General features: G+C 42.4%; 13 protein-coding genes. 4 read left to right on the top strand and 9 right to left on the bottom strand.

Translation table 11 applies throughout. The features are described 5' to 3' along the window. Nucleotides 1-10 precede the first annotated feature (10 nt). The 5 genes from HY58_RS06400 to HY58_RS06380 form a co-directional block, all read right to left on the bottom strand. Nucleotides 11-1,258 (bottom strand): MFS transporter, encoded by a 1,248-nt coding sequence (locus tag HY58_RS06400; protein ID WP_039129407.1) that lies wholly within the window; start codon nt 1,256-1,258, stop codon nt 11-13. A gap of 8 nt (nt 1,259-1,266) precedes the next feature. Further along, the gene (locus tag HY58_RS06395; RefSeq protein ID WP_082022063.1) at nt 1,267-2,487 is read right to left on the bottom strand and encodes a kelch repeat-containing protein; all 1,221 of its coding nucleotides are present in this window, start codon (nt 2,485-2,487) and stop codon (nt 1,267-1,269) included. After that, entirely contained in the window at nt 2,432-3,373 is a 942-nt protein-coding gene (locus HY58_RS06390) for a dihydrodipicolinate synthase family protein (protein WP_039129405.1), read from the bottom strand. The genes HY58_RS06395 and HY58_RS06390 overlap by 56 nt, the downstream gene beginning before the upstream one ends. A gap of 131 nt (nt 3,374-3,504) precedes the next feature. Further along, nucleotides 3,505-5,085 (bottom strand): RagB/SusD family nutrient uptake outer membrane protein, encoded by a 1,581-nt coding sequence (locus HY58_RS06385; protein ID WP_039129403.1) that lies wholly within the window; start codon nt 5,083-5,085, stop codon nt 3,505-3,507. Between the two features lie 27 nt (nt 5,086-5,112). Next, nucleotides 5,113-8,496 carry a SusC/RagA family TonB-linked outer membrane protein gene (locus HY58_RS06380; RefSeq protein ID WP_039129399.1) on the bottom strand — a complete coding sequence of 1,128 codons (3,384 nt, stop codon included), beginning with the start codon at nt 8,494-8,496 and terminating at the stop codon, nt 5,113-5,115. 137 nt (nt 8,497-8,633) lie between these two features. Between HY58_RS06380 and HY58_RS06375 the strand changes: the two genes are divergently transcribed. Beyond that, complete coding sequence (locus HY58_RS06375; protein WP_039129397.1) at nt 8,634-9,341, top strand: FadR/GntR family transcriptional regulator; 708 nt, start codon at nt 8,634-8,636, stop codon at nt 9,339-9,341. A gap of 12 nt (nt 9,342-9,353) precedes the next feature. On the opposite strand, the gene HY58_RS06370 is transcribed toward HY58_RS06375, so the two are convergent. Together HY58_RS06370 and HY58_RS06365 are read right to left on the bottom strand one after the other, a co-directional pair. Further along, nucleotides 9,354-10,595, bottom strand: a complete 1,242-nt coding sequence (locus HY58_RS06370) for a DEAD/DEAH box helicase (protein WP_039129394.1) — start codon at nt 10,593-10,595, stop codon at nt 9,354-9,356. 63 nt (nt 10,596-10,658) lie between these two features. Next, complete coding sequence (locus tag HY58_RS06365; RefSeq protein ID WP_039129391.1) at nt 10,659-11,936, bottom strand: hypothetical protein; 1,278 nt, start codon at nt 11,934-11,936, stop codon at nt 10,659-10,661. 135 nt (nt 11,937-12,071) lie between these two features. On the opposite strand from HY58_RS06365, the gene HY58_RS06360 reads away from it, so the two are divergent. Beyond that, entirely contained in the window at nt 12,072-13,415 is a 1,344-nt protein-coding gene (locus tag HY58_RS06360) for an MATE family efflux transporter (RefSeq protein WP_253271513.1), read from the top strand. A gap of 403 nt (nt 13,416-13,818) precedes the next feature. Further along, the gene (locus HY58_RS06355) at nt 13,819-15,081 is read left to right on the top strand and encodes a C1 family peptidase (protein WP_082022062.1); all 1,263 of its coding nucleotides are present in this window, start codon (nt 13,819-13,821) and stop codon (nt 15,079-15,081) included. 83 nt (nt 15,082-15,164) lie between these two features. On the opposite strand, the gene HY58_RS06350 is transcribed toward HY58_RS06355, so the two are convergent. Both HY58_RS06350 and HY58_RS06345 read right to left on the bottom strand, forming a co-directional pair. After that, on the bottom strand, nt 15,165-18,203 hold the full coding sequence (locus HY58_RS06350; protein ID WP_039129384.1) for a SprB repeat-containing protein: 3,039 nt from the start codon (nt 18,201-18,203) through the stop codon (nt 15,165-15,167). 261 nt (nt 18,204-18,464) lie between these two features. Continuing rightward, nucleotides 18,465-21,515, bottom strand: coding sequence for a hypothetical protein (locus HY58_RS06345; protein WP_156123595.1), 3,051 nt, complete (start codon nt 21,513-21,515; stop codon nt 18,465-18,467). Nucleotides 21,516-22,102: 587 nt separating this feature from the next. On the opposite strand from HY58_RS06345, the gene HY58_RS06340 reads away from it, so the two are divergent. Further along, entirely contained in the window at nt 22,103-23,866 is a 1,764-nt protein-coding gene (locus HY58_RS06340; RefSeq protein ID WP_039129378.1) for a thiamine pyrophosphate-binding protein, read from the top strand. Nucleotides 23,867-23,869 lie beyond the last annotated feature (3 nt).

The raw sequence follows: 23,869 nt of genomic DNA, 5'->3' as shown, positions 1-23,869 counted from the left end.
AAATATTATATTAATCTGTAGACAGCTCATCATAGTTATTGACTTTGGGCCTGAGGAAATATAACTGGATCATCAGAACAACCAATACAATTACTCCAAGCATGGCAAACCCTTTTCCCAGATTACCCGCGTCTGTTGATTTTCCCAGAAGATCAGTTATCCAGGCTCCAAAGAACACCCCTGTCATATTCATTAAACCATAAGCAGTAGCCCTGTACTTGGAAGAAACAAACTGGCAAAGTATGGGCATATTATTAGCATCGAACATTCCAAAACCAAATCCGAAGCAAAACGCTGCGCCAATGATGTGGAATAGAGAGTGACCAAAACCCAGAAATAATAATGCCGGGATTGTTAACCCAAGACCTATTGCACTAGTATAGATCCGGCCGCGTATATTTTTCTGTACCCATTTGTCGGAAAGGATTCCTCCGAATATTACGCCGATGAATGAAGAAGCAGCTATCGTAATTGTGGCAATGGGACCAGCCTGCGCCATTTCAATATTCAGGTTCTGTGCAAACAATGTTGGCAGCCAGTTTTTGGTTGCCCAACCAGGAAGGCTCGGGATAGCAAAATAAAATAGAATGATCCAGAAGGATATATTGGTTAGTAATATCCCGATCCCTTTGAAAATGGATTCTTTGTTTGCTGCAGGTTTTAATACAATCCTTGTATCCGGTTCTACAGCCTTTTTCTCTCGCAAAAATAAGATCAGCACGCAAGAATATAGTATCCCCACCAAACCAAAGCTTTGAAATGTATGTTGCCAGGAAAACTTATCGGCGATAGTTGCTCCAAATCCGCCGAGAGCTTGTCCCATATATAGTCCAGTCATATGAATACCGATGGCAAGTGATCTTGTTTTGTCAGAGTGGAAATCTGCAATTAAGGACAAGCCAGCCGGAATATATAGTGCTTCACTCACTCCCATCACGGCTCTCAACCAGTATAATTGGTTGAAACTGGTAGCATATCCCATGGCAAAAGTTACACCTGACCACACAAAGAGGCTTCCGATAATTAACCATTTCCTATTGAATTTGTCTGCAATGATTCCGGAAACCGGACTCATCAGTCCATAGATCCAAAGGAAGATGGCCATCAGAATACCAAAATTTTCTGCCGATTGAAGCTCAACAATATCGACCTGCATGGATGGCTTCATTGTGGAAAGCATTTGCCTGTCCATATAATTGAGTAGAGCCACCACCCATAATAGTCCAACCAGGATCCATGGATATTTTTTGGAGTGCATGCCGATTGTTATTTTATATATGTTTTACCCGATAAAATATTCGGGCTGCGTATACCTGCTTTGATTTCCCCGCTTGGAATGATTATCTCATCATTCCATTTTAATGCAGTTGTTGTAACAGGTGTGCTGAAAGGAATTGAATCAGTTCTTACCCATTCATTATTCACTGTATTATACCGAAGAATTTCGCTGCTGAAGCCTGGATGACCAGCCTGTAATTGATTTTTTTTATCCACCAGCTGCTCCTTTCGTTTTGTATCGTTTTCCTTTGCTATTTCGGCAATCAGTCCCTCAACTTTTGTGAATGTATTTCCTGTATCTCCTCCAAAAAGGAAAATATCCTCACTGCCAATTGGCAGGCCTGTACCTGCCGCCATAGCATAAGGCATGGATGCTTTTTCTGTCCATGTATTTTTATCGGTATCGAATGCAAACATGGTAGAGTAGATCTCACTCACTCCCCCTGCAATTCTTCTCCTCCCCCCAATAAGATAGATATTGGTATTATCTTTCTCCATCTGATTTAAAAGAACAGCATGAGAAACTCGTATAGGGAGTTCCGGCATTTGCTCCCAACCTTTCGATAGATTCTCAAGGTTAAGTCTTAGAAATTCATTTGAAACGGAATCGATTGATTCCCCACCAGCCAGGTAAATATAGGAGCCAATGGATGTAGCCGCAGCATTAGCAACCGGAATTGGCAAAGCCGGTAGTTGATTAATGCTGATCGATTTGCTATCGGGAATGAATTGAACCATCCAAACGGAGTTTGTGAGTCCGTGAGGAGTTTCTCCGCCAGCATAAATGATTCCACCAGGCGTGGCACAATTAGCTCCATAGGCAACCGGATTTGGAAGTGAGTCTGTATTTATGAGGATTAATTCTCCATGCTGGCCCCGACCATATATATAAATGGATTTATGATATTCTTTCTTCCCCCCTTCCCATGGTAATCCCAATGGAAAATTAGCTCCCCCCGCAATCACCAGATGGTCATTATGTATTCCTGCAAGGGGTCCGGCAAGGCCCGTGGCTTCAGCTTTTCCGCTATCTGCAGGTAAAGCTGAAGCAATTTTCCATGCAATGGTAATCTCCTGCTCACCTTGATCGCAGGAAGTGGTATATGACAACATAATAATGGCTATAAGGGAAATGATTCTTCCTTTCATTGGATCAGGCATTAACTGAAACTGCCTGCCGTGAGCAGTACCGGGTGAATCCCAATTCATTTACATCATTCTGAAATAATGTAAATGCTTTACTGTCCATATTTTTTACCGGCAGCCTGAATTCTCCACAATCGACCCCTACAATCTTCATGTATGCTTTACCAGTTGCAATACCACCATATTTGCCTAAAAGCCTGATCATATCAATAGACATTTGTTGCAGTGATCGCGCGGTTTCCTGCTGATTGTTTTCATAGGCCTCAATCAGATCATAGTATAACGGTGCGGCATAATTGAATGTGCTTCCAACGGCCCCTTTTGCTCCCAACGAAAGTGCCGCGAGCATATTCTCATCACGCCCCCAGAGCATATCATATTTTCCTCCCTTAAAACGCAGGCAGGAGAGAAAATCCATGAAATCTTCATGTGTATATTTAATGCCTGCAAAGTTCGGGATCAGTCCATCCACCTTTTGTAGTAGATCGATCATTGGGAAGTTAACTCCTGTGAGTACAGGAATATGATAATAATAAAAAGGCATATCCGGAACAGCAGATGCTATAATTTGACAACATTCTGCCAGCATGTCAATACCCGAAGGTTTAAAATAAAATGGCGCGGTGAAGGAGATAGCATCCAGCCCTATTTCCTTTGCATGAAGGGCCAGTTCAATACTATCTGCAATGCATGTTCCTCCCAATAAGGGCATCACTGTGAAATCCGGATCAGAACTTGTACACTTGGCCCATGCTTCTGCAACAGCCTTTTTTTCTGATAGTGACAGTGATACTCCCTCGCCGGTGGAACCGCAAATAAAGGCCCCGGTAATACCATTATGCTTTAGAAAGGAATAATAGGAAGGTATAATCGATAGGTTCAGATCGCCATTAGCATCCATTGGAGTGAATGGAGCTGCAATCAAACCTTTTAAATGATTGTTGTGCATAAAACAGGTTTATAATTTCGTTTGTTGCTATTGTTTATAAAAATCCATAAAAATGCCGGAAGCAGGAATACTTCCGGCATAATAATAAGAAGCATTATGAACCAACCTGGCTGTTACCAGCAGCCAAAGTATTATTGGGGTTTTGCTGTCTCATATCCCGGAGTCTGGTTAACGAGGGGGTCGTTTGTCCAGATACTGGGTGGAATGGGCCATAAAACCATATGTGCCTGAGTAGCTTTGTCTAGTACACCGTAAGGATGGTTCGTGCTTATGAATACCATTGGTTGGCCCCCAACCTGCATACGGCGGAGATCATACCAGCGCTTTCCTTCAAAAACAAACTCTTTACTACGCTCCTCAAAGATTGCAATCTCATTCGCATCCTTGCTCCCATTTACAAAAGGAGCAGGATCATTTGCCAGTCCACCGAATGCCCTGTTTCGTATTGGTTGTACGAACTCCGTTGGATCTCCACCTTCGGCATTAACGATCTCAGCGAGCATTAACAACCTGTCGGCCTCACGATATACCGGCCAATCGTCTGCAAAGTATCTTTTGTTTGCATCGATGGTCCCCAGGAATTTCACCAACGCAGTATTCCGAACAGTTACAGTATATGGTTGAGTTGATGTGTTTACTTTATAGTAATCATAAAAAGTAGCATCTCTTCTTTTATCGGCCAGATCATACGACTGATATAATTCGAACTTATAACGGTAGCGCTGGATGATCTGCTGAGAATTGGTGGCTGCAATAACCAATGGATCAACCAGGAAATTACCTACTCCTGCACTAACAGTTGAGTCCTTGTAATGCTGGCCGTCGAAATTGTAGGTTGAATAAGTAAAGGCAGATACACCGGGCATCTCAACTTCCCCAACCCTGTAACGAAGTGCAAAAATGATCTCATTGTTGCTTTTCTTATTGTAAGCAAAAACATCTTTGAAATTATTCTCGAGGGCGGGGCCGGTGATGGACAAAAGTGCAGATTTCGCTTCTGCCAGGTCAGCAGTTGTTGCATAAACCTTAGCCGACCAAAGATATACTTCACCTTTCAACATCAAAGAAGCGTTCGGACTCCACAATGTTTTATCAGCAGATGGGGTAGCGCCAAATAATTCTAACGATTTATTGACATCATTCTTTATCACTGCAAGTACTTCAACTTCTGTTGACCTTGCCCTACGGAGCGTTACCTGGTCAGTATTGCCATTCAATACTTCAGGTTCAAGCCAGATGGGAACACCACCATAAGTACGCAGTAGTTGAAAATAGTAATATGCCCGCAATCCATAGGCCTGCCCCAGGAGAAATTTTTTTCTATCCTCCGTTAGGAAACCAACTTCATTCACCTTCTGGATAAAAAGGTTCAATTGAAGAATTGGATTATAAAATCCTCCCCAATTACCTACACCTGCTGAGTTTTCATCTAGCCTTTGTTCAATTATCTGCAGTTCATTGAGGGATGTGTTCTGTACATCTATATTACTAAAGCCTCCTCCACGCATTTCACCAAGACGCAAAAACATGAACTGGTTATTGCGGAACTGATTGTGTAATCCCACCATAAAATTGGAAACCTGTGATTCGTTCTGCCAGAAGTTTCCATCTCCGAAATAATCTTCTGGGGCGAGTTCCAAAGTCTTTCGACAGGAAGAGAATGCAACGATGGCAATCATTGACATCCATATGAGGTGTTTAATCTTATTCATGATCAAAATATTTATTATTTCGGAGTTTTAGAATGTTAGGTTTGCTCCGAATATCAGTGAAGTTGGAATTGTATAGGCGCTGCTTTGTGATCCGGTTCTTTCTGGCAAATTCAGGAGATCGTTTGAAAGATATCCAAGGTTTTGCCCAGTAACTGTCAATGTAAGTCCTTCTACCCTGGCTCTTTTCAATAATGAGGAAGGTACTGAGTAACTCAGTGATATCTCACGGATTGCCAGGTAACCTGAATTGACCCAAAACATATCACTTGGACGATCAAAATTCTTTGTGTTTAATTGATCGGCCCAGGTATATCGGGGATATTTAGCATCTGGATTTTCAGGTGTCCATGTATCCTTTACAATATCAGTGGCATTGAATTCACCCTGCATACTTCCCAGTGCCCACATTTGCATAAAATCCTGCTGGATATGACCCAGACCAAAATCAACCCTGGCAAACAATGAAAGTCCTTTCCATGAAACGGTTGTGTTAACTCCACCAGTCCAACGGGGAATAACCCTTCCAAGAGAAACCTTATCACGATAGTCAATTGTATCATTTTTATCGATATCTCTCCACATCATATCTCCCAACTTGGCGGAAATATGGTTGGTAAGTCCTAATTCACTGATCAGTTTAGCGCTGGCTACTCTTCTTCCAGCTGCTCCACCATACTGAACATATCCTGCCGCAAGGTCAATAACATTATATGCATCCAGGTCTTTCTGATTACGAATAATCCCATCGCTAACGTATCCGAAAATTTCTCCAAATTCCTGGCCTTCCTGGTAACCGCCAACCCAAATAACACGTCCTGTTTTAGGGTCGTATATCTGCTCTCCACCCTGACGGTTGTTCTCATTTCCATTAAAGGGAAGTTTTTCAATGGTATTCTTATTCCACGCAGCATTAGCTCCGATGCTCCAGGAGAGGGTTCTCCCATTTACCAGTTTATAAGAAGCTTCCAGTTCTACGCCCCTGTTACGCATACTACCATTATTGGTACGCAACTGGCCGATTCCTGATGAAAGCGGCAGACCTACATAGGCCAGCTTATCAGTAGTAAGTCTGTTGTAGTAAGCAACTGAGGCATTCAGTTTATTATTGAGGAAGCCCATATCAGCACCTACTTCAATTGTACTTGATTTTTCCCAACGAAGATCTGGTATTGCTATGCCGGTCTGCAAAAATCCAATAACTCCGTTATAAGCAGTTTGTGAACCATAAGAACCCTGGAGTTCGTACAATCCGATACCATTGCTTGTACCTATTCCTATATTTCCATTCAGTCCCCAGCTTGCACGCAGTTTCAGGAAGGAGAGCCAATTATCTGTAGCGGCCATAAAGTTCTCACGATGCGCCATCCAGCCCACAGATACACCAGGAAATGTTCCATACTGGTTGTCGCCCAGCAAACGGCTATAACCATCACGCCTGATCGTAAATGTTGCCAGGTACTTCCCATCATAATCATAATTGATCCTTCCAAATCCTGACATGATACGTTCCCTGAAATGATATGAATCAGTTCCCCTGGTTTGAGTGGTAGCATTATTAAGTGTCAGACCCAGATCCTGGAAATCATCCGTTGGCGCGAGACTTCCACTTGCTGAAAAACCGGTACCATAGAGATTGAAATACTCAAATCCAGCCATGGCAGCAATATTGTGCATATCAGAGAAGCTGGATGTATAATTCAGGATTGCATTATAGGTTTGACGAGTTGTTCGGTCAAAACTATTGGAACTAAATCTTGTTCTATTCCAACCTGTATTAGGATTGGTATAGCTCAACAAGCCCGTACGGAAATCCTTATTAAATGCCTCATACAGTCCTTCGTCATACATTAGAATACCACCAATACGCGCATAGAGATCGCGGGTGAAATTGACCGTAAATGCCTGGTTGAGAGTAAACTTGTCCGTTTGATTATTACGTTTGTATTTATCAATATTTACTGCCGGGTTACCATCACTTGCATCACGACCCAGTAATAGTTCGCCATTAATATTAGTGCCACGTAATGTTGGAGGAGCCGATAACATTCTTCCCCAAAAATTACTTTCACCATTCTGCAGGCTCTGATCTCTCCAGTTGGCTTTCGCAAATTGCAAACCACTCTCAGATTTCAACCATTCTTTAATTTTGTATTCACCATTCAACGCCAGATTAAGCCTGCGATAAAACGTTGCAATGGAAAGTCCATCTTCATCAAAAAATCCAATATTGGCATAATACTTTCCTTTATCATTACCACCACTCATTCCAATATTATAATCCTGAACAGTTGCCTTATCTTTAAGGCCATAATCTCCATAGTTAAATTCCTTATAAATCAGATCGGCAAAAGTTCCATTGGGGTCATAAGCGCCATTCGCATTGGTTGGAACTGCATCTTTCATAGTTTTCCATCCATCTCCTTGGGTAAGCAGTTCACGGTTAATATCATTTAAACGCATAGTGCTCCAAACTGCCCGACTATCATAATTTCCATCAAGAATATTTCCGTTTGCATCTTTATACAGATTACCGGTCCCTCTTGGGCCAACAGCTCCTAAGGTTGCCGCGCCTAATACTCCATTTTTTATAGCTTCCACAACTGCTCTGCGCTGCCAGATGATATAATCCTGAGCAGAAAGAAAATTATATGGCACATTGAGGTAGTTGATACCGTTCTTTGCTTTTAAAGTAATAGAAGACTTTCCCGACTTTCCTTTTTTAGACGTTATTAAGATCACTCCATTGCTCGCACGGGCACCATAAATAGCGGTTGCTGAGGCATCCTTTAGAACTTCAATGCTCTCAATTTCTTCTGGGTTTATATCACTGAGTGAGCCCCGTACCTGACCATCCATAATGATAAGCGGACTGCCGCTGCCATCGAAATCAGTACCGCCGCGAAGTATGATTGATGGTAATGAGCCTGGACGGCCTGTTCCGGTTGAAACCCTGAGGCCTGGAATAGTTCCTGCCAAAGCCTGTGCAGGGTTGGATCTAACACCTGTTTCCAGGATTTTGTTATCTAATTTAGAAATGGAGGAAGTGACCTTGGAACGCTTAATTGTACCATACCCTACCACTACAACCTCATCCATTTTTTGATTAGACAAGCCAAGGGCCACGTTAAATACAGTTTTCTCCCCCACTGCCTCTTCAATGGATTCATAGCCCAGATAACTAAACACCAGGATATCAGCAGGTGCTGCCTGGATTGTGAATTCACCATCAGCACCGGTTTGGGTTCCGGTGTTTTTCCCTTTGATAGTTACACTAACTCCCGGGAGGCCTTTACCATCTTCCCCGGAACTCACCTTTCCGGTAATTGTTTTTGACTGGGCAAAAGTGCCTACCCCAAATAGCAGTCCTGCAAACACCAGCAGGAAGCGCAGGCAAGTAATCGTTTTTCTCATAACAGTTTTTTTATTGCATTATGTATGACATAATAAAATTAGTTACTATTTTAACATTGACAAATTTTTTTTTTATAGTTTGATCTGTTTAGCCGGGAAAAAACAGAATAGGCTATTTTTACCGAATAATAAACACAATGGCTATCAAGGCTTTATTAAATAATTTTAAAACAGTAGATACCAGTTCACTCGTGGATAAAGTGGAAGCGAAGCTGGTTCAGCTGCTACAGGACAGGAAACTTAAGGTTGGTGATGCCATACCCAAGGAAATTGAACTTGCTGAAAAACTCGGGGTAAGTAGAACTGTAATACGAGAGGCCCTGCTTCGCTTGAGGGTAATGGGCCTGATTGAGTCAAAAAAGAAGAAGGGTTCAGTAATCACCAGCCCGGATCTGTTTGGAGTAATGAGCAAGAGTATGAACCCTCACATACTTGACCAGGATACACTAAAAGAAATGTTTGAATTGCGATTAGTTCTGGAAATTGGTATGGCTGATTTCATTTTCCAGAGAATTACTCCGGCTGATATCGCAGAGCTTCGAAAAATTGTGGCTAACGAACCTGATTCAGCGCATATGCATCTATTCAATATTGAGCATGAGATAAAATTTCATGGAAAGCTGTATGAGATCACAGGTAATAATACCATGAAAAAATTCCAGCGCTTACTCCTGCCCGTTTTTGATTATGTGCATCATAGTGGTTTACTTAAAAAACAACTTACGCCTAAAAAATTTGTTTCCCATAAAGGACTTGTTGATATAATTGAAAAAGGAAATCCGGAAATGTTCCGAAATGGAATGCGTAACCATCTGGCATCTCATTTCTCCCGGCTATTCGATTGATCTTCTATTACCCTATTTCTTTTTCTTTTTTTGAGCGGCTTCTGCAGCCTTATTGCCTTCTTCGAGTAGTTGGCGCCAGTTATTATGTGGCGTTTCTTCGGAGAAGGCTATGGTTTCGCGATAGGCATTTTTGTCTATGGTCATCTCCCTGATATCTTTACCGATATAAGCCTGTATGGCTTCCAGTAATTCTTTTTCTTCCTTACTGCAAAAGGATACTGCCTGCCCTTTTTTTACTCCCCTGCCCGTTCTTCCAATTCGGTGGACATAGTTTTCCGGCACATCCGGCAGGTCGTAATTAACCACATAATCAACATCCGGTATATCGATTCCACGAGCATTTACATCAGTTGTTATCAAAAGTTTCACCTCTCCGCTCCTGAATTTCTCCATCACTTCCAACCTGTTGTCCTGTTCCTTGCCACCATGCATCACCAGGCTTTCGATGTCTACTCTTTTCATGGCAGCTTCCACCCGTTCCGCTCTTACCTTGGTGCGTACAAAAACAAGGATCTTTGCATCTGGTAACTCCTTTACCAGCCTTTCCAGGAAAAAGCGTTTGTCATCCATCTCCACCCAGGCAAAAGCATGTTCTACATTTTTTGAAACGGGGTCCTGTGGTGATACCTGTATGCGTATGGGATTTCGAACCATTGCATAAGCAAGGTCCTTTATCTTCAGGTCGATAGTTGCGGAGAAGAATAGTGTTTGGTGCTGACGGGGAAGTTTCCGTTTCACATCAGCGATATCTTTATTGAAACCCAGGTCAAGCATATGGTCGGCTTCATCCAGCACGAGAATCTGCACAGAACTAAGATCAATAAATTGCTGGTGTAACAGATCAAACATTCTACCAGGCGTTGCAATCAGAACATCAACACCTCTTTTCAAAGCCTTGATCTGTGTTTCCTGTTCAACGCCGCCAACAAGTCCAAGTATTTTCACATCCGTATACTGGCCTATTTGTTCAAAGACACCCGCAATCTGGATGGCCAGTTCACGGGTGGGAACCATAACCAGACACCTCAAAAGATGCTGGGGTCTTTTACGCTCCAACTGCTGCTGGATAATATGTAATACCGGAATGGCAAAAGCAGCTGTTTTTCCAGTGCCTGTTTGGGCAATTGCCAGAACATCCTCGCCTTTCAGGATGGACGGAATAGCCTTGTATTGTATATCAGTTGGCCGTTTAAAACCCAGTTCAGCAAGGCTTTCTTTAATGTCGGGGGAAATATTGTATTGTTCGAACTTCATGCAAAATTGATCCCCCGAAAGTAATACAAAAAGCATCATGGCAGTTAGCCATGATGCTTTGATTTAATATCCATAGATCTTTGACTGGTATAAAATATCACCACCATTGTCACGAATGGTCACAACGTAAATTTTATTTGACGACTGTTGTAAATCTAACAGGATGCTATTTTGCTGATTCTTTAACTGGAATTTTTTACTTCCCTCCAGCACTCCGTTCAATGAATGAACCGTAATATTTATATCCTTTTCTATTCCCTGGTAAACATTGGCTTCGAGCCGGTTATTGGCAATAAGAAGTTGGTTCACTTTGAACATAGATTCCGAAATACTATTCACTGTAACTGATTTTGAGTAGCTGACCCTTCCCTGCTCATCTGTCTGTTTTAATCTATAAAGATTTTTTCCTGATGAGGGGTGCTTATCAATAACCTGGTATTTTTTCTTTCCACCTGCCAGATGATTGCCATTTATTTTTTCAACAGGATGCCAATTCTCCAGGTCCAAACTCTTTTGAACGGTATATTCAACAGGTTCATTCTCTTCTTCCACCAGCCAGTCTATGGTAATGGAACCATTTGTTTTCCTGGCTGTGAAATCGAGCAGTTTAACTGGCAAAATAACCAGTTGGTTCATGAAAAACGGCCGAAAAAATATTGAGGTATGCCTTGTTTGATTTGTACTGCCGGAGGCAATAGCGCCATTCCGGTAAAGGATACTGGAAACATTCACGAAATTCATCTGGAACATCGCTTCCCTGCGGGAGGAATCGATCAGATTGATAGTATTTACTCTACCGATTGCTTTACTTCGGATTCCATCAAAAGAAACTGTCAGGGTTGTAGGAGTCTGGATGGCATAACCGCCGGGCGTACCAGCCTCAATAAATTCTTTCAACCCATTACTGTCGCCATCAACATCAACTGCCGTTACCGCCAGGCAGGGTAACACCGTATCTGTTTGGGTTCCTGCCTTTTTGAAGAAGATCTTCCATTCAAGGTAGGATGTGTCATTGCCTTTGTGATTATGATTCACATAGGGTTGCCAGGCATCATCATACCCTTGTCCCGCTGCAGATTTTGACGCGTCCATCTGTGCCAGTGATATAGTGGCATTCTTCATGACCAGGATCTCAATATACACATCAATACCCGGTGAAGCTGACGCAAAAACCCATAGATCGCCGATCTTGGTACTGCTTGGCAAGCCCTTTACTTTTTTAGGATTTATCATGGAGAAATTAGGTGCGTTGCTGCACTGTGCTGTTAATTCAGCAGTGGGAATAAGTAAGATCAGTGATAATAAAAATGAAGTGAAAATGAGGGTAGATTTAAGTTTCATAGGCTTGACGATTAAATTTTTGTTCTAAATAGAAACCATTAGAATCTGTTCAAGAACGCAGGTGGGGAGAGCTTTAGTGTACCACCCGAAAAAATTGTGTGGCACTAGTAAGTAATTGAAAATCAAATAGGTAATTTGCGCCGTAGAATTACTGATGGCATGTTACGAAAAGAGGCGAATAGTACGATAAAACTGGCCCTTCCCATAATAATCGGGGAGCTTGCCCAAATGGCCCTGCATATCATTGATGCCGCCATGGTGGGTGCCATAAGTTATAAACATCTTGCTGCAGCAGCGCTTGTTCTCAATGCCATGAATATACCGTTTGTGATCGGCATTGGCATGACCATATCTGTTTCTCAAATGGTATCAATGGCCCATGGCCGAAAGGACACACAACAGGTATCGCACTACCTGTTTAATGGATTCCTGTTATGCACTGCAACCGCTCTGATAATCTCTGCCATGTTGGTTTTAGGAAAACCGATCCTTTATCACCTCAGGCAGGATCCAGAAGTAGTTGAACTTGCACTGCCCTTTATGGAGTTGATGAGCATATCTATTATTCCCATGCTTCTATTCATGACCCTAAAACAATTCACGGATGGATTGGAATTTACCCGAACGGCCATGTTGCTTTCTCTCGCAGGTATGCCTGTTAATATATTCCTGAACTGGCTATTGATTTATGGAAACCTGGGTTTTCCACGTCTTGAATTAGTTGGGGCGGGATGGGCAACATTAATTACAAGGTCACTGATATTTATTGTTCTAAGTGCTATAATACTCAACCATAAGACCTTCTGGCGATATGTGGCCGTAAGGCAAAAGCAATGGAAGCTGCGCTGGCGTACCATGGGTGAATTGCTGCATATTGGTATTCCCAGCAGCCTGCAGATTGGAATGGAAGCGGGCGCATTTGCGGTATCCGGACTAATAATCGGAACCATCGGTGCCGTAGCACAGGCATCACACCAGATTGCCCTGAGTTGTGCATCTTTTACTTTTATGGTGTCCATGGGTTTGTCGCAGGCTGGTTCTATTCGGGTAAGCAATGCATATGGACGTAAAGACAGAAACCAGATTTCCCGGATAGGAAAGAGTACTCTAATCACAGCCCTTCTCTACGGTATTTTTTGCGCTATATGTTTTACCATCTTCCGACATCAATTACCGGTATTATTTAATAAAAATGAGGAAGTGGTAGTTTTAGCAGCTTCACTCCTTCTCTATGCCGCCATCTTTCAGATATCTGACAGCACCCAGGCAATTGGCGCAGGCTTATTGAGAGGTATTAAGGATGTAAAACTACCTACTATTTTTGTTGCAATTTCTTATTGGGTGGTCGGCATTCCGGTTGGATATTTCTTCGCTTTTCAGGGCGGAATGGGCGCTGCAGGGATGTGGCTGGGATTTATTGTGGGACTATCACTAGCTTCCATCTTCCTGATTTTACGATTTCTCAAAATGAGTCGTTAACATTTCTTTGCTGATAATCATATGATTGTGATTTTCTGGATATCATGTGGTAAAAATAATATCCCGCCATCGTCTCGTTGGCATTAATTTTGGTACATTAAAAGCAAATAAACATCTATCAATAGGTAATTCTATTGGTTGGAGTCAGAATCGTAGAAGAAAGTTAATCAGGCAGGACATGAGGCGTAGTGTTGAAGTTGTTTAGTGAGTTCGTACCAACTGTACCTGTTTGAAATATACAACTCCTTACATACAAGGAAGAAATATCATTAAACGAAGTTGGTATCAATTAAGAACATTTGTTGTTCATTGCTTATATGCATGCGCTGCAAATAAGTAATAGCAGATAGAATGTAAGTTGTGGTCAGCAGACATTATTGAAACCAATAAACTTGAAAAACCAATGAAACGTTTTACGTTAAGAAGAGAGCTATTGCTCTTAGTGAGTACTGCCATGTTATGGACCGCCTGTCAGAAAGAAGTGAGTCCTGAAGCATCTATCCAAAATGAAATTGAATCGGCCGATCTAAGGCTTAGCGGTGTGTTGGAAGAAGACGAAAGTCACTGGAATATCATTCCGGTTATCTCCTCTCAAAATACAATGCTCAAACCTGCTACCACAGGAAAACCAGGCGCTGGGGGAAAAGTAAAAGATTCTGATGGTGATGGAATTCCTGATACCTCTGATGCCTGCCCTACTCAAATGGAAACTTTCAATGGCTACCAGGATACGGACGGTTGCCCTGATACGGCACCTGTAACTACTTCACCTGATACTGATGCTGATGGTATTCCTGATGATAAAGATGCTTGTCCTACACAAAAGGAAACTGTTAATGGATACGAAGATGGAGACGGTTGCCCCGATACAGTACCTCCACCCACTGCAACAGATACCGATGGTGACGGAATAACTGATGATCAAGATGGATGTATCACACAAAAAGAAACTGTAAATGGATACCTGGATAATGATGGTTGTCCTGATACAGTACCAGTTGTAACAGAGCCCACTACCCTCCCTTCTTCTTATTCATTGGTTATGCCTCCTGTAAGTAACCAGGGTGGAGAAGGATCATGTGTTGCATTCTCAGTAACCTATGCACGCTCCTATGAGCAGTTCAAGCGTTCTGGGGCTACTTCTTATAGTCAGTCCACCAATATAATGAGTCCTGAATTTGTATTCAATCAGATTAAAGTTGATGTGAATTGTTCTGCCTCCAGCTTGCTGAGTGCTTATGACTTTTTAGTTTATAATGGTGTATGTACCTGGCAATCCATGCCTTACACAAGTAGTAATGGATGTTCATTAATGCCTACAACCGAACAGCTTTCAGAAGCATTAAATTATAAGATCAAGGCATATTCACAAGTTTTGGATACTGATATTACTGCCATCAAACAAATGATTTATGCTAAACGTCCGTTGGTTGGTCAATTCAGTATTGATGATGGTTTCAGAACTGCCGGTCCAGGTTATATCTGGAAAACGCTAGGTTCAAATACGGGCCTGCATACCCTGGTGATTTGTGGTTATGATGACACTAAAAAAGCATTCAAAGTACTTAATTCATGGGGTACTGGCTGGGGTGATTCAGGTTATGGATGGGTTGATTACACTTTCCTTGCCTCTGTATCTTCTAAATTATTAGTGATGGAATTTTAACTTTGGTTTTATTGTTTAAGCTTAATAAAAGCGTGCGGAACACCGGACGCTTTTATATTAGCGAACTCCTTATTCAATTCATCTTATTTTCCTGGTAACAGAGTGCCTTTCCAACTTTCATTTCCAATGGATAATTTGTATATCAAAGCTGATCTTTGAGTAGCAGGAACTTTATATTGAAGTGTCTGGAGAACACCAGATTGAACCCTGCCATTATAAATTACTGCAACCCTTCTGCCAAGCATATCGAATAATTCCAGACTAGCATTACCTGAAACCGGGCTTATTACCCTGAAATTTATCTCATTGCCATACGGATTCGGGAATGCTCTGATAGCATTTGCGTCTCTGATGGCACTATTACCCGAAGCGTCAGATCCAATTGCCGGTGCTGCAACTATAAGACTTCTTGTAATAGTACCACAATCACCATGATCAAGCTCATTGTTTGCTGCAAGAACATCAGCAAGTGCAGCACATTGGCATCCGTTTATAAATGCATTAGCAATGGCTGTTTTTAGTTGAGCATAACTGGTTATGCCATCTGGTAGTGGATAATCTGCAAGGGAAGCTGCATTAAGCAGCGCAGCAACACCATGTCTGGCAAGTTTATTACAATTATCTCCGCCGGTAGTGATTGCCTCTCCCATTGTCAAACTGGCGCTAAGTCCACAACGGTCATCAGCGGTTGTGATTCCAAAGAAGCCAAAGAAGCTGGTGCCACTATAGAATCCCGCAGCCTGTGCTATTGGATCAGTTGGGCTATCCCAGGTGAGTAATCCATTGTTCCGACCCTGCCAGTATCCTGGTGTACAGCCATGTCCTCCGGTACAATTCAATGTAACGGTACATGTTGTAGTACATCCATTATCATCTGTAATTGTTACTGTAAGAACCGTAGAAACTGCTGTGCCCGCAGTATATGTAACAATTATACCGGTTCCTGAAACAACACAGCTTGTAACAATCCAACCTGCGTTATCACCGACTGCATCAAAATCTGCGGTACATGAATATGGACTTGTTCCACCGGAGACTGTTCCTGTAACCGTATTTCCTGAACTGCCACAGGGTGCATTTGTTGCAGGGGCTACCATATTGCAGGTTAGCTGAGGTGGTTGAGACACAAAGATGTTTGCGGACTTCGTACATCCGATGTCGTTGGCATCACGTACAGTAATTGTATAATTTCCTGAAACAAGACCAGTAAATGTGTATGGATCTGTTACGGCACTGAATGCACTTCCATTAATGCTCGCTTCATATAATCCCGAGCCTCCACTGAAATCTGCAATTATGGTTCCATCACCATCTCCATAACAGGATACAGGTGTCATATCAAGGCTTACGAATACATCTCGTACAGTAACTCTGTATTCACATGACTTAACCGGAATAATTCCCGGAGCTTTATTGGTGATCGTCAATGTTAAAGTGAAGCTGCCAGCTCCGGTAGACGATACTATTGCATATATTTCTGAACCGGTTACAACCTCAGTTGTTATGGTTCCATTACCGGTTATACTCCAATCATAAGTGAAATCTGTATTCTCTGGGATTGGTGCATATGGTTCGGTAAGATCCAACGGATCAGTGTAGGTGTACTTTAATCCAGTAGTATTGACACATACCGGATTCTTTCCTGTAATATTACAAATGGGCTCACTGGCAACTGGCCTGATTTCCACTATATCCTCGGCTACACACCCCTTACTGTCTGTAACAACTACCTTGAAGCTATAAGATATATCAAGATTTCCTACATCAGTAACAGTAAACAAGGCAGCACCTGTTGTTGCATTATAACTGAATGAAGTTGCATCATCAGGGGATATCTCTGTCCATTCAAAACTATAACCTGGTGTTCCACCAGCAGGTGTTGCAGTCAGATTTGCCTTATTATCTTTTGCAAGATTCAGTTCATAAATATCATCACTGATTTTCTTTACTGCAGCATTCTCAGTGGCAAGCGCATCAACAGCTGGTAATGGATTAACTATTCCTATTACTTCTGTGCGGGTGCTGGTACAATTCAATGTACTATTATGGCATTCAACATAATATTTATGAGTGCCTGCAGTAAGACCTGATTTGGTAAGCGTAGTCCCATCTGCTGAGAGTCCATCAGCAACTGTTAATTGTGTACCCCCTGTAGCGGCTGTAAACCACCTAGGAGTGGTACCTGCACTTTCACTGCAACTGGCAGTAAGCACAATGTCTTCTCCAAAGCATTCCTCATCTCCAACAACAGTTGGTGGATTAGGAATCACATTGAATTCCCCTGCAACAAGATCCTGTAATGATGCTGTAAGTGATTGGGAATTCCTTGTCTCTAACAGGAATCTGTTGAAACAAAGACTCGCATCAGGTTCATTGGTGAAATCTATATAACCTTCAAAGAAAAGTGGATCGGGATATTCTCCTGCCGTTCCACCTGATTTGGGCGTGAATGTCCAGCTTTCTGTAAATGGCCATCCGGCGTCACCTGCATTAACTCCTGCCGGTACAAACTGCTTAGCCTTGTTTTTGTTTGTTGCAACAAGGGCATCAATAGCTGTATTAATTACTAAAATTGTTCCCTGGCGCTCATAAATAGTGGGCTTTGCAGTTCCTCCACCATTTGTAAAATTGCTGATGGCAAGTATATCTCCATCAACATTCTGACCAACAAAGCCAGTGCCGGGATTGGCACCATTTCCTGTGGGAGCTATACCCCCATGGAAAAACCAGAACCCTATCTGTGCATCCCCATTTACAGCAGTCCTGTCTCCGAAAAAATATATTCTTTTTCCGATAAGTACAGCACCTGCATTTGCAATATCTCCCTTGTCATTTGAATTTCCGAAAACCCATTTCCAGTTTCCAACAAGGTTTTGATCAGCTGAACCCTGGGCCCATGAATCATCTATATGGTTAACATTAACAGGATCATGGCGAAAGGTTTTTGCGATTATATGGGCAGCATTACTTTTTAGAACTGCAGGCCAATCTGATGGGTCACCATCTACTGTAATAGTTTGCGATAAAGAAACCTGTGAGGCAAGTATCGAAATAGTGATGAGTAAGATTGGGATAATATTCAACCTGCAGTATTGAAACACTTTTGTTATAATGTATTTCATACCGATTATTTTTGGGTGATCAACTTATTATGTCATATGTTACTCAACTGTAAGGTGGACTGAGATCTGATTCGGTTGGCCAGATAAATAAGTTGAAAACCAAAAAAGGATTTTCAGCAATTCTGCATTGCCTGCAACTTACTATGTAAGTCCTGATGGACATTTTCCTTTGATCGGTTTCAGAGTAATTAAGAGGTTTTCAGGAGCACGGCAAAAAAATGGATGCCTGTAGAAGCTACAGGCATCCATAGAGATATTCATTTATTTCATTCCTATCAACTTGCCACTTGTACGTAGTCCACCAACTGTGAACACATATACAAGACTTGTTCTTTGTGATTGCGGAACAGCATACTCACGGGTAAATGGTCTGCCTGCTTCCACATATCCTTCAAATACTGTCTGAACTTTTTGTCCAAGCATATTGTACAATTCCAATGTTCCTTTTCCGGAGATTGCAGACTCAAGCGTAAACCTTATCCTGTCTGTAAATGGATTCGGGGCTGCATTAACCTTATTAGCTGCTTCCAGTTTTATCTTAATATCATCCGGACTTCTTGCTAATGTTGTTGATCTGTTTTCATTATTCAGCAGAGTATTCAATCCTGATGCACATTCTTCAGGTGCTGAAGTACATAATCCAACTGTTGCGCTTACGCTATAACCGGCACCTGGCATCAAGCCTGTAAACTCAAGAGTTCCAACTCCACCGTACACCTGTGTTTGATCGTAGGCGGCATTTCCAGGCTGGGTAACCCTGTAGGAGGTGCCTTGTACCGGTGAATTAATGGTAAGGGAGAATGTTGGCTCATCACAATCTGGTGCATTGTACGTAACCGATGGTCCCGCTACCTGTGCATTAATAACGAGGTCCACATAATCTACATCTGTACCACAACTTGGATCAAAGGTACTAGTTACAGTAAGCTTAAGTGTAACTGTTCCACCACTTGTGCTTCCGTTAAGATGGGTGATCAAAACAGTTGGTGAATAAGTTCCGCCATTCTGGATTGCTACATTAAGATCAGGATTAGTTTTACTATCCACTGACCATGATGGAGTACCATTTGTACCAGAGCCAGATGGACTGAATGTATTTCCTGTTGATATCCAGCATTGGGCTGCGGGATCTGTTCCGGCATCTGCTGTTGGATCTGGATTGACTGTAACAGTTTTTGTACAGAATTTCTCTGGTATTATTCCCGGGGCTTTATTTGTAATAGTTAGTTTTACTTCAAAGCTACCCGGAGCTCCTGCTGTTACAGTAGCAGATATTTCACTACCTGTTACTACCTCATTTGTAATGGTTCCATTTCCGGTTATTGTCCAGTCATAAGTGAAATCTGTGTTCTCCGGAATTGGTAATCCATCATTAGGATCTGAATAAACATATTTCAATCCTGTCCTGTTTTCACATGCTGTACCCGGACCGGTAATATTACATGTTTGCTCGGCGGATGTTGGTCTAATAGTTACAATATCAGTTGCTGTACAACCTTCCGCATCTGTTAAAGTAACCTGGAATCTATATGATGTACCTAGACCAGTCAAACTGGTAACGGTGAATACTGCAGTACCGTCCCCGCCATCTAAAAAAGTTGTAGCATTATCAGGATCTAATTCGACCCAAACATAGCTGTATGGTGTTGTTCCTGTAGTTCCGGATGCTGTGAGGTTTGCAACATTGTTCTTATTTAAATTTAGATTATAGGAATCATCTACTTCAACCTCCTGACCTCCAACTATTATTTTATAAACTGTCACTGCTGCAGATAGAGTTGCCAGTCCATCCACTTCCGGCAGGTCATGAACAGTTCCGGTTACAGTTGACCTTGGACTAACACAACCAGTTGTTGCATTATAACACTCTACATAGAATGTATGAACGCCTACTGCAAGTCCTGATTTGGTTAGGGTTGTACCATCTGCAGATAATCCATCTGAAGTTGTTAATGCTGTTCCTCCAGAAGGTTGTGTAAACCATCTTAATGTATTACCAGTTCCGCTGCAGGATGCTCCAAGAACGATATCAACGCCAAAGCATTCATCATCATTTGTGACTGATGGTGCCGCAGGGTTGTCATTCACGATTCCTTCAGCTTTTACTTTATCACTTGTACATCCAAGATCAGCCCTTACACATGCAACCCAATAGGTTGTTGTACCAGCGGTTGCGGTATTTACCGCAACTGAAGTTGATCCTCTAAGTGAAATAATGTCATCATCAATACCAGCACCCTCAGTTTCATACCATCTTACCTGACCAGAACCGCTGGCACAGGTAGCTGTAAGATTCAACGTTCCTCCAACACAAACCGGACTTACCGGATCAACAGTTGGTGTGCCAGGCGCAACTTCAAAACTACCGAATACCATATCCTTCAGGGTTGCACTGATTTCATGGGAGGCTCTTGTCTCCATCAGGAAATTAGTGAAGCAGAAATTTGCGGTAGGGTCTGCCGCCTCCATTGCTGCAAGGTCAACATAACCTTCATAGAATGCATTATCGGGGTATTGTGTGAGAATGGTACCCTTGCTATCTGTTGAATAATACCAATCTGTCCTTACTGGGTTTCCTTGTGCATTAAGTATAAAAAAGGGCCAGTCTGCAGCACTCAATTCTGTTGAGTTAGGTGCTGTTACAGCCACCGCATTTGTTTTACCTGTGCCCAGCGTATTAAGGAATGATTGAAAAGTTGGTACCCCGGTTGCAGATACTGAAACCACCTTATAAACATCAACATCAGCCTGTACGCCACCGTTGGTAAATTCACACAAAACCAGAAGATCTCCCACCGTATGTACAGCTGCTCCACCATTTTCATTCTCAAATTTATTAGTGGTAGGATTTATTCTTACCGGGCTAAGGAAAAACCATAACCCGATTTGTGCTGAACCACTTACTGATCTGCGGTCACCGAAGAAAAGTAATTTTTTATCTGTTGATGAATTAATTACCAGCATTGAACCGGCATTCAGAATATCATCCTTAGGCGGGGTGCTATTTCCACCGCTTAGCCATCCTGACATTGGAAGATCATCTTTTGAACCTCCGCCAGTGAAAATAGAAACATCAACGCCTGCAGCATTTAAATCATGCTGGAATGTTTTGGCAATAATATTAGGCGAGCTGTTTCTTAGATTAGTAAACCAATCAGCAGGGTCACCATCAATATTAAAAGTAACAGTTTGGGCCAGTGAACTAAATGATAATAAAATTAATTGCAGGGATAAAGCAAAAGTCAACAAGAATTTCTTGTTTTTATTTTTTCGCTTGAACCGTGTTTCAGAGTTCGTTAAAAATTCTTTCATGATAATTGGTTTGAATGGACAATAAAGGGCTGTTACCATGTGAATACATGGTTTCAGATAAAATCATTGAATAGAAATTCTAACTCAGGGAGGGCCCGCATCATTAGCAGGACATAAATAGAATGGAGAGGTCGGGACAAGGTTGGGTTTAAAGGCAAATTCACAAAGAGAACGATCAACAAGTACCCAACTCTTGCGCCCGGCCAATAGCAATGCTGGCCGAACTGTATGGGAGTTCATGTTCAAAGGTTTAGTGGCGTTATGGGATCAGGACTTGAACTTTGTCATTTGCTTTCAGGAGGTGCGAGGGGCTGCTAAATCAGAAGATGACGAATATCGCCTTAACATACATTACATAGAAGAAACGGCAGGTAGGAAACGGGTCGGGTAAGGGTCAAACTTCGGAGTTGATAATAAAGTTAGTTTTTTCCTTTAGAAAATGGAAATATTACTACAGGTTTTTTTTAGCAAAAAACAATAAAACACTTAGCCTACTGGTGGAATATTAAAAATTAATTTTTAAAACGTATATTCCATATCGTAATAAAACCCCTATCGGTCCGTCATCTAATTGCGGGCCTTTTTTTATGCCAAACCCAGTAACCGTTAGCGATGCTCTCCTTCATTACCTGAGCCTCGAAAAAGTAGATCATGTATTTGGTATCCCCGGCGGAGGCCTGGCTAATCTACTTACCGCATTCAAAGACAATCGGCATCGTTTCAACTTTATTATCTGCCGCCATGAAACCGGCGCCGCATACATTGCCGATGGTTATCATCGCGCAACAGGTAATCTCGGCGTGGTAATGGTAACCACCGGCCCAGGTGCCACTAATGCCCTCACCGGAGTTATGAATGCGCAGAATGATGGTTCTGCCCTATTGCTAATAACAGGTGAAGTAAATGAAAGCTATTTCGGAATGGGATACCTCCAGGAAGGTACCGACGCCAAACTTAATATTAACGGCATCTATGCAGCAAGCATAGGATATACTGCCATGGTTTCTGATAGTTCTAACCTTGAAACAATCATCCGCCAGGCGCTACGTGATGCGCTTTCCATTCCGCATAATGCTGTGCATATCAGCATGCCCAATAATGTTACTACCGAAGTGATTGTGAAGCCGCAATTATTAGGCAATACCAGCAGCTATCGCTCCATTCCAAAAGGCGCGCCATTAGATGAAGTGAAAAAAGCGGTGAAGTCTTTGCTTAATGCTAAACGACCGGTTATACTTCTCGGTAATGGTTGCAGAAATGCACTGGTGGAACAGTTGCCCGCTTTGGAAAAATTCGCTTCTCGCTACGGCATCCCCATCATGACAACAGCCGATGGTAAAGGCATTTTTCCCGAGTCGCATCCCCTATCGCTTCGCGTATATGGTATCGCCGATTGCCTCTGGCCTTATTACTGGCTGAGTGGCAATGATGCACAGGATCCTTATGATGGCATTCTCGTACTCGGCTCTTCCCTCAATGAACTGGCAACAAATAAATGGCTTCCCCTCCTCGTTCCGAAAAAGGGCCCTTTCATCCAGGTTGATATGGACCAGGCATCTATCGGCCGGGCATTCCCGGTTACCCAGGGAATTGTTGGCGAAGCTGGCGCCTTTATAGAAGACATGGAAAAACTGATGTCTTCCTTTCCCCCTGATAAAGAAATGGTGAAGAAGAGAAAATCTATTTTAAGCGGTATAAAGAAAAAATATTCTCCTTTCGCCGAACCGCTTCAATATAATTCAAACGCTAAGCCTCTCGAACCTGCCGCCCTCATGCGATGCCTGCAGGAGAACCTTCCCGCTGATGCTGAAACCAAAATATTCCTGGATGCCGGTAACTGCGTTGGCTGGGGTGTACATTATCTCGAAGTAAGCAGTCCATGGGCCATTCACAGCGCCCTGGCAATGGGACCCATGGGGTTTGGCGTGGGCGCCGTGCTGGGGGCTAAATTCGGACGCCCTGATGCCACCTGTATCGGTATTGTGGGCGACGGCGCATTCCTCATGCATAGCGGCGAAGTATCAACCGCCAGCCAGTACAATGCAGGGGCTATATGGATCGTATTGAACGATAACAACCTTAATATGGTAACACAGGGACAGGAACAATATTTCCCCGATAAAAAGGACCCTGATATCTGGGAGAAATTGTATTCGCTCGGTAACCCTGATATTGCAAAGATCGCGGAAGGGCTGGGTGCAGATGCTTACACCGTCAACAGCACCGCTGAACTGAAAAAGCTGCTTCCCAAAATATTGAAATCTGCCAATAAGGGCAGAAAACCACAGGTGATTGTCGCCAATATAAACAGAACCAGCGTTCCACCATATTATAATCCCCTTTACAGTTAATCA

This window comes from Flavihumibacter sp. ZG627 (assembly GCF_000814325.1).
Lineage (GTDB): Bacteria > Bacteroidota > Bacteroidia > Chitinophagales > Chitinophagaceae > Flavihumibacter.
This window is presented reverse-complemented; position numbering and strand designations above follow the sequence as displayed.

Coding starts and splice junctions, on each gene's coding strand:
- HY58_RS06340 (WP_039129378.1), top strand. CDS start 22,103: ATGCCAAACCCAGTAACCGTTAGCGATGCTCTCCTTCATTACCTGAGC.
- HY58_RS06345 (WP_156123595.1), bottom strand. CDS start 21,515: ATGAAAGAATTTTTAACGAACTCTGAAACACGGTTCAAGCGAAAAAAT.
- HY58_RS06365 (WP_039129391.1), bottom strand. CDS start 11,936: ATGAAACTTAAATCTACCCTCATTTTCACTTCATTTTTATTATCACTG.
- HY58_RS06355 (WP_082022062.1), top strand. CDS start 13,819: ATGAAACGTTTTACGTTAAGAAGAGAGCTATTGCTCTTAGTGAGTACT.
- HY58_RS06400 (WP_039129407.1), bottom strand. CDS start 1,258: ATGCACTCCAAAAAATATCCATGGATCCTGGTTGGACTATTATGGGTG.
- HY58_RS06370 (WP_039129394.1), bottom strand. CDS start 10,595: ATGAAGTTCGAACAATACAATATTTCCCCCGACATTAAAGAAAGCCTT.
- HY58_RS06385 (WP_039129403.1), bottom strand. CDS start 5,085: ATGAATAAGATTAAACACCTCATATGGATGTCAATGATTGCCATCGTT.
- HY58_RS06395 (WP_082022063.1), bottom strand. CDS start 2,487: ATGAATTGGGATTCACCCGGTACTGCTCACGGCAGGCAGTTTCAGTTA.
- HY58_RS06375 (WP_039129397.1), top strand. CDS start 8,634: ATGGCTATCAAGGCTTTATTAAATAATTTTAAAACAGTAGATACCAGT.
- HY58_RS06380 (WP_039129399.1), bottom strand. CDS start 8,496: ATGAGAAAAACGATTACTTGCCTGCGCTTCCTGCTGGTGTTTGCAGGA.
- HY58_RS06390 (WP_039129405.1), bottom strand. CDS start 3,373: ATGCACAACAATCATTTAAAAGGTTTGATTGCAGCTCCATTCACTCCA.
- HY58_RS06350 (WP_039129384.1), bottom strand. CDS start 18,203: ATGAAATACATTATAACAAAAGTGTTTCAATACTGCAGGTTGAATATT.